We start from the raw sequence: 5,409 nt of genomic DNA on the forward strand, positions 1-5,409 counted from the left end.
CGCATCGCCTTCGCCCACCCGGTCACCACGGCCAAGGAGCTGTCCGGTGAGCTGCGCAGGTTGATGGGCTGCCCGTTCTTGACGCAGGCCGGCGGGGGTAACAGGTAGCGTCCGCCTCCATGGCGAGCACTGTGCGCAGCTGGTTGGCCCCAGCGCGGGTGACGGACGCGATCACCGATCCGGTGCAGCGGCGCGGCTACACCTGGGAGCTGCTGATCGTCTTCAGCGCGACGCTGGGGCTGTCCGGGCTGCGCAGCCTGATCTCGCTGCTCAACTCCCTGCTCCAGACCACGCCGCTGAACAAGCAGAGCGTGGCGCTGAACGTGAAACAGGCCAACATCGACCTGCTCGACCTGCTGGCGCAGCTGGCCGGGATCCTGCAGCTACTGGCCTGGGGAGCGCTCGGCGCGTACCTGCTGTGGCGGGCCGGCATCGGGCCGAGGCTGGTCGGCCTGGACCGCACGCGACCGGGCCGGGATCTGCTGGCCGGCTGCGGGCTGGCCGCCCTGATCGGCATCCCCGGGCTCGGCTTCTACTTCCTGACCAGGGCGATCGGCATCAACCTGAACGTGGTGCCGTCGGCGCTCGGCGACACCTGGTGGCGGGTGCCCGTGCTGATCCTGTCTGCCTTCGGCAACGCGTGGGCCGAGGAGTCGCTGGTCGTCGGCTACCTGATCACCCGGCTGCGCCGGTTCGGCTGGGGCGAGAACACCTCGCTGGTCACCGCGGCCGTGTTGCGCGGGTCGTACCACCTGTACCAGGGCTTCGGCGGCTTCCTCGGCAACATCGTGCTCGGGCTGGTGTTCGGCCGGGTCTGGCAGCGGTTCAACCGCCTGTGGGCACTGGTGATCGCCCACACCATCCTCGACGTCTTCTCCTTCGTCGGCTACGCGCTGCTGAAGGGCGTCATCCCCGGATTGTGACAACAACAGATCGATGCTCGTCAAGGGCTTTTGTTTAACGAACAGTTGCTCTGATGGTCATTCTGTTTCTGAAATCGCCGAAATACCCGCTTGAGGGGCGACAAATCCACTGTGGCGTGGTTACCCTCGTGGCCGTGACCTCAGACAGCAGTTCTGCCACGGAACTCTCGCCCAGGGTCGACAGCGAGGTCGGGCCGCTGCGCACGGTGCTGCTGCACCGGCCCGGCCTGGAACTGAAGCGGCTGACCCCGCGCAACAACGACCAGTTGCTGTTCGACGGCATCCCCTGGGTCGGCCGGGCCCAGGAGGAGCACGACGCCTTCGCCGACACGCTGCGCGGCCGCGGCGTCGAGGTTCTGCTGCTGGCCGACCTGCTGCGAACCTCGCTGGAGGACCAGCGGGCCCGCGCTGCCGGCATCTACGCCGCCGTCGACGAGCGCCAGCTCGGCATCGACCTGGCCGACGTGCTGCGATCGCACCTGTCCACGCTGGCGCCGTCCGACCTGGCCACCGTGCTGATGGCCGGCATGACGTTCGAGGAGCTGCCGGCGTCCGAGGGCGGGTCGCTGGTCCGGCACATGCACCTGCCGCACGACTTCGCCATCGCGCCGCTGCCCAACCTGCTGTTCACGCGTGACTCCTCGGCCTGGGTCGCCGACCGGGTCGCCGTGTCCTCGCTGGTGATGCCGGCCCGCCGCCGCGAGTCGTCGATCACCGACCTCATCTACGCGTACCACCCGCGGTTCGCCAAGACCTCCCGTGCCTACGGCGCGCACTCGGCACCGCTGGAAGGCGGCGACGTGCTGCTGCTGGCCGAGGGCGTGCTGGCCATCGGCGTCGGCGAGCGCACCACGCCGGCCGGGGCCGAGTCGTTCGCCCGCTCGGTGTTCCTGGACGGTCTCGCGCACACCGTGCTGGCCGTGCCGATCGCCCAGGAGCGCGCCACCATGCACCTGGACACCGTGTGCACCATGGTCGACCGGGACGCCGTGGTGATGTACCCGGCGATCCGCGACTCGCTGTCCGCCTTCACGCTGCGGCCCGACGGCGCCGGCGGCGTCAGCGTCGATGGTCCGTCGCCGTTCCTGACCGCGGCCGCCGCCGCGATGGGTATCGACCGCCTGCGCGTGATCGACACCGGCCTCGACGCCGTGACCGCCGAACGCGAGCAGTGGGACGACGGCAACAACACGCTGGCCGTCGCGCCGGGCGTTGTCGTCGCGTACGAGCGGAATGTGGAAACCAATGCGCGGCTTGAGGAAGCCGGCATCGAGGTGCTGCGGATCAGCGGTTCCGAGCTGGGCTCCGGCCGCGGCGGCCCGCGCTGCATGTCCTGTCCCGTGCTGCGGGACGCGCTGTAATAACCGAGCAAATGGAGTAACTCCAGGGGGAGAATGGAACAGCACGCCATTCAACGCCCTGGGAGTCCATTGTGGAGTATCGAAAGCTCGGCGGTAGCGGCTGCGCGGTGTCCGCGCTCGCGCTCGGCACCATGACCTTCGGCGCCGCCACCGACGAGGACGCCGCGTACGCGCAGCTGGACGCGTTCGCGGCCGCTGGCGGCACGCTGCTCGACACCGCGGACGTCTACGTCGGCGGTCTGTCCGAGACCATCGTCGGCAAGTGGCTGGCGTCCCGGCCCAACGAGGTCACCGATTCGATCGTGCTCGCCACCAAGGGCCGGTTCCCGACCGCGGAGGGCGACCCCAACGCCGTCGGCCTGTCCCGCCGGCACCTCGACATCGCGCTGACCGGGTCGCTGCGCCGGCTCGGCGTCGACACGATCGACCTGTACCAGGTCCACTCGTGGGACCCGATCACGCCGCTGGTCGAGACGCTGGAGTTCCTGGACAACGCCGTGCGCTCCGGCAGGATCCGGTACTACGGCCTGTCCAACTACACCGGCTGGCAGGTACAGAAGGCCGTTGACCTGGCCGAGGCCCGCGGCTTCATCAAGCCGGTGACGTTGCAGCCGCAGTACAGCCTGCTGTGCCGGGAGATCGAGTGGGAGATCGTGCCGGCGTGCGCGTCCACCGGCCTCGGGCTGCTGCCATGGTCGCCACTGGCCGGCGGCCTGCTCACCGGCAAGTACCAGCGCGGCGCCGAGGCGCCGAGCGACACCCGGCTGGCCGACGCCCGCATCGGTCACTTCTTCGCGCCGCGGACCGCCGACCAGCGGACCTGGGATGTGATCGAGACCGTGCGGGCCATCGCCGCCGAGCGTGAGACCAGCGCCGCTCAGGTCGCGCTGGCCTGGGTGAAGGGCCGGCCACAGGTCAGCTCCGTGATCATCGGCGCCCGCCCGCACGAAGGGACTTCGAGAAGCACTCCCTTAAGTCTCCCCGCTAGGCTAGTAGTTCCCAGACGGCTCAGACCGCGGCGATATCACCCGAGTCGGCGGCGCCGCGCTCGGCCAGCGCAACCGCGTCATCGCCGGCGGCTGGGGCCGCTGATCCCGGCGCTGCCCCGGCTCGGTCTCAGCGGGCCAGCCGGGGCAGCAACGCCGACGCCACCGTGATGCCCAGGACCGCCGTCACCACCAGCACCCCGAAGTCCAGCACCAGGTTCGCCGGCGTGCCCAGCAGCAGCCCCCTCAGCGCGTCCACCTCGTAGCTCAGCGGGTTCACGTGGTTGAGCACCTGGAGCCAGCCCGGCATCAGGTCCACCGGATACAGGGCGTTCGAGGCGAAGAACAGCGGCATCGTGATCGCCTGGCCGATGCCCATCAGCCTCTCCCGGCTCATCACGATGCCCGCGATCGTGATCGACAGGCAGCAGAAGAAGGCCGAGCCCAGCACCACCACGACCAGAACCCCCAGCAGCTTCAGGGGATTCACCGTCAGCGTCACGCCGAGGACCGCCGACAGCACCAGGACCACCACCGCCTGCGCGATCGCCCTGATCCCCGCCGCGAACGCCTTGCCCGCGATCAGCGTCGCCCGCGGCGTCGGGGTCACCATCAGCTTCGACAGCACCCCCGCGTCCCGCTCCCAGATGATCTGGATGCCGTAGAAGATCGACACGAACAGCGCCGACTGCGCCAGGATCCCCGGCGCCAGATAGTCCAGGTAGGGCAGGTTCCCGGTCGGGATCACCCGCAGCCGCGTGAACGTCTCGCCGAATATCAGCAGCCACAGCGCCGGCTGGATCGCCCTGGTGATCAGCTCCGTCCGATCGTGCCGCAGCTTCTGCAGCTCCACCAGGCACATCGTGCCGATCCGCCGAACCAGCACCACCGGCAACGCCGGTCCCGCCGCCACAGTGGGCGTTGCCATCCCGACCTCCTTCAGCCAAGCCACTTCCGAACTTCGCGGCTACCCGCGCATCGGCCCGGGCCCATCGTCTTCAGCCGCGCGGTCCGCCGTCCCGGTCGCCCCGCCCGGCCGATCAGCCGGACCTGGCACCTTCGCTATCCGAGTCGGCGGGCGGTGCGCCTGGTCGACCTGATCTCCCGCATTCCCTTGGCCGCGTCGCCGTCCAGGTCGCCGCCGGTGCTGGCGCGGAACACGTCGTCCAGCGTCGCGTCCGGGCCCAGTGCCGCGCGCAGCTCGGCCGGCGTGCCCATGTCCGTGAGCTTTCCCTTGTGCATCAGGGCGATCCGGTCGCAGAACTCGTCCGCTTCGGCCATGTAGTGCGTGGTCACCAGGACCGTCATGCCAGTCTCGTCCCGCACCTGCTGGATCCGTTCCCACACACCGGCGCGGGCAATCGGGTCCAGGCCGATCGTCGGCTCGTCCAGCACCAGCAGCCTCGGCGCGCTGACCAACGCCTGGGCCAGCTCCAGCCGTCGGATCATGCCGCCCGAGTACGTGCCGGCCTGCCGCTCGGCCACGTCCAGCAGCCCGACCGCGTCCAGCGCACTATCCACTGTGGACTGCCGTTCCCTTCGTGGCACGTCGAACAGCCGCGCGAACAGCGCCACGTTCTCCCGGCCGGTCAGCGTGGCGTCGGCCGAAAGCTGTTGCGGCACATAGCCGATCAGCCGGCGCACCGCCATCGTGCCGTGGGCCACGTCCCGCCCGAACACCGTGATCCGCCCGGCCGGCGAGGGCAGCAGGGTGGTGATCATCCGGATCGTCGTCGTCTTGCCGGCGCCGTTCGGCCCCAGCAGCCCGAACACCTCGCCCGGCCGGACGTCCAGGTCCACCCCGTCCACCGCCACCGTGTTCCCGAAGGCGTGCCGGACGTCCGTGCAGCTGACCGCCAGCTCCGTCATACCGCCGTCCCTTCCCCGCCCAGCTCGGCCAGCAGCTTTCGCAGCGCCGGCAGGGCATTTCCGATCGCCGCCACCTCGTCCTCCGACAACCCCGCGAGCGCCCCCTCCACCAGCTTCGTGCGCTCTTCACGCCACGCGTCCTGCCGCTTCACCGCCGCCGGCGTCAGATGCAGCTTCGCCGCCCGCCGGTCGTCCGGATCCGTCTCACGGCGCAGCAACTCCTTGTCGATCAGCTGATTCACCAGCGTGCTCACCGTGTTGCCGGCCAGG

5 protein-coding genes and 1 pseudogene are annotated in these 5,409 nt (G+C 69.9%); 3 read left to right on the forward strand and 3 right to left on the reverse strand.

Annotated elements, in window-relative coordinates; all coding sequences use genetic code 11:
• Positions 1–119 precede the first annotated feature (119 nt).
• From KUTG_RS25880 to KUTG_RS25890, 3 genes are all read left to right on the forward strand, one after another.
• Entirely contained in the window at positions 120–923 is an 804-nt protein-coding gene (locus KUTG_RS25880) for a CPBP family intramembrane glutamic endopeptidase (RefSeq protein WP_084579786.1), read from the forward strand.
• Positions 924–1,057: 134 nt separating this feature from the next.
• The gene (locus KUTG_RS25885) at positions 1,058–2,284 is read left to right on the forward strand and encodes an arginine deiminase (protein WP_052396678.1); all 1,227 of its coding nucleotides are present in this window, start codon (positions 1,058–1,060) and stop codon (positions 2,282–2,284) included.
• A 71-nt stretch (positions 2,285–2,355) separates the two neighbouring features.
• Positions 2,356–3,441, forward strand: a complete 1,086-nt coding sequence (locus KUTG_RS25890; RefSeq protein ID WP_084579790.1) for an aldo/keto reductase — start codon at positions 2,356–2,358, stop codon at positions 3,439–3,441.
• Here KUTG_RS25890 and KUTG_RS25895 read toward each other — a convergent pair.
• The 3 genes and pseudogenes from KUTG_RS25895 to KUTG_RS25905 form a co-directional block, all read right to left on the reverse strand.
• The gene (locus KUTG_RS25895; RefSeq protein WP_043730652.1) at positions 3,401–4,198 is read right to left on the reverse strand and encodes an ABC transporter permease; all 798 of its coding nucleotides are present in this window, start codon (positions 4,196–4,198) and stop codon (positions 3,401–3,403) included. The two genes, KUTG_RS25890 and KUTG_RS25895, sit on opposite strands and share 41 nt — an antisense overlap.
• A 134-nt stretch (positions 4,199–4,332) precedes the next feature.
• Positions 4,333–5,139 (reverse strand): ABC transporter ATP-binding protein, encoded by an 807-nt coding sequence (locus KUTG_RS25900; protein WP_043720336.1) that lies wholly within the window; start codon positions 5,137–5,139, stop codon positions 4,333–4,335.
• Positions 5,136–5,409: pseudogene (locus tag KUTG_RS25905) on the reverse strand (MarR family transcriptional regulator); the annotation flags it as partial. The pseudogene KUTG_RS25905 and the gene KUTG_RS25900, both read right to left, overlap by 4 nt.

The organism is Kutzneria sp. 744 (assembly GCF_000568255.1).
Lineage (GTDB): Bacteria > Actinomycetota > Actinomycetes > Mycobacteriales > Pseudonocardiaceae > Kutzneria.

Excerpts from the sequence above, each read along its gene's own strand:
- KUTG_RS25895 (WP_043730652.1), bottom strand. The coding sequence starts at position 4,198 with ATGGCAACGCCCACTGTGGCGGCGGGACCGGCGTTGCCGGTGGTGCTG.
- KUTG_RS25880 (WP_084579786.1), top strand. The coding sequence starts at position 120 with ATGGCGAGCACTGTGCGCAGCTGGTTGGCCCCAGCGCGGGTGACGGAC.
- KUTG_RS25900 (WP_043720336.1), bottom strand. The coding sequence starts at position 5,139 with ATGACGGAGCTGGCGGTCAGCTGCACGGACGTCCGGCACGCCTTCGGG.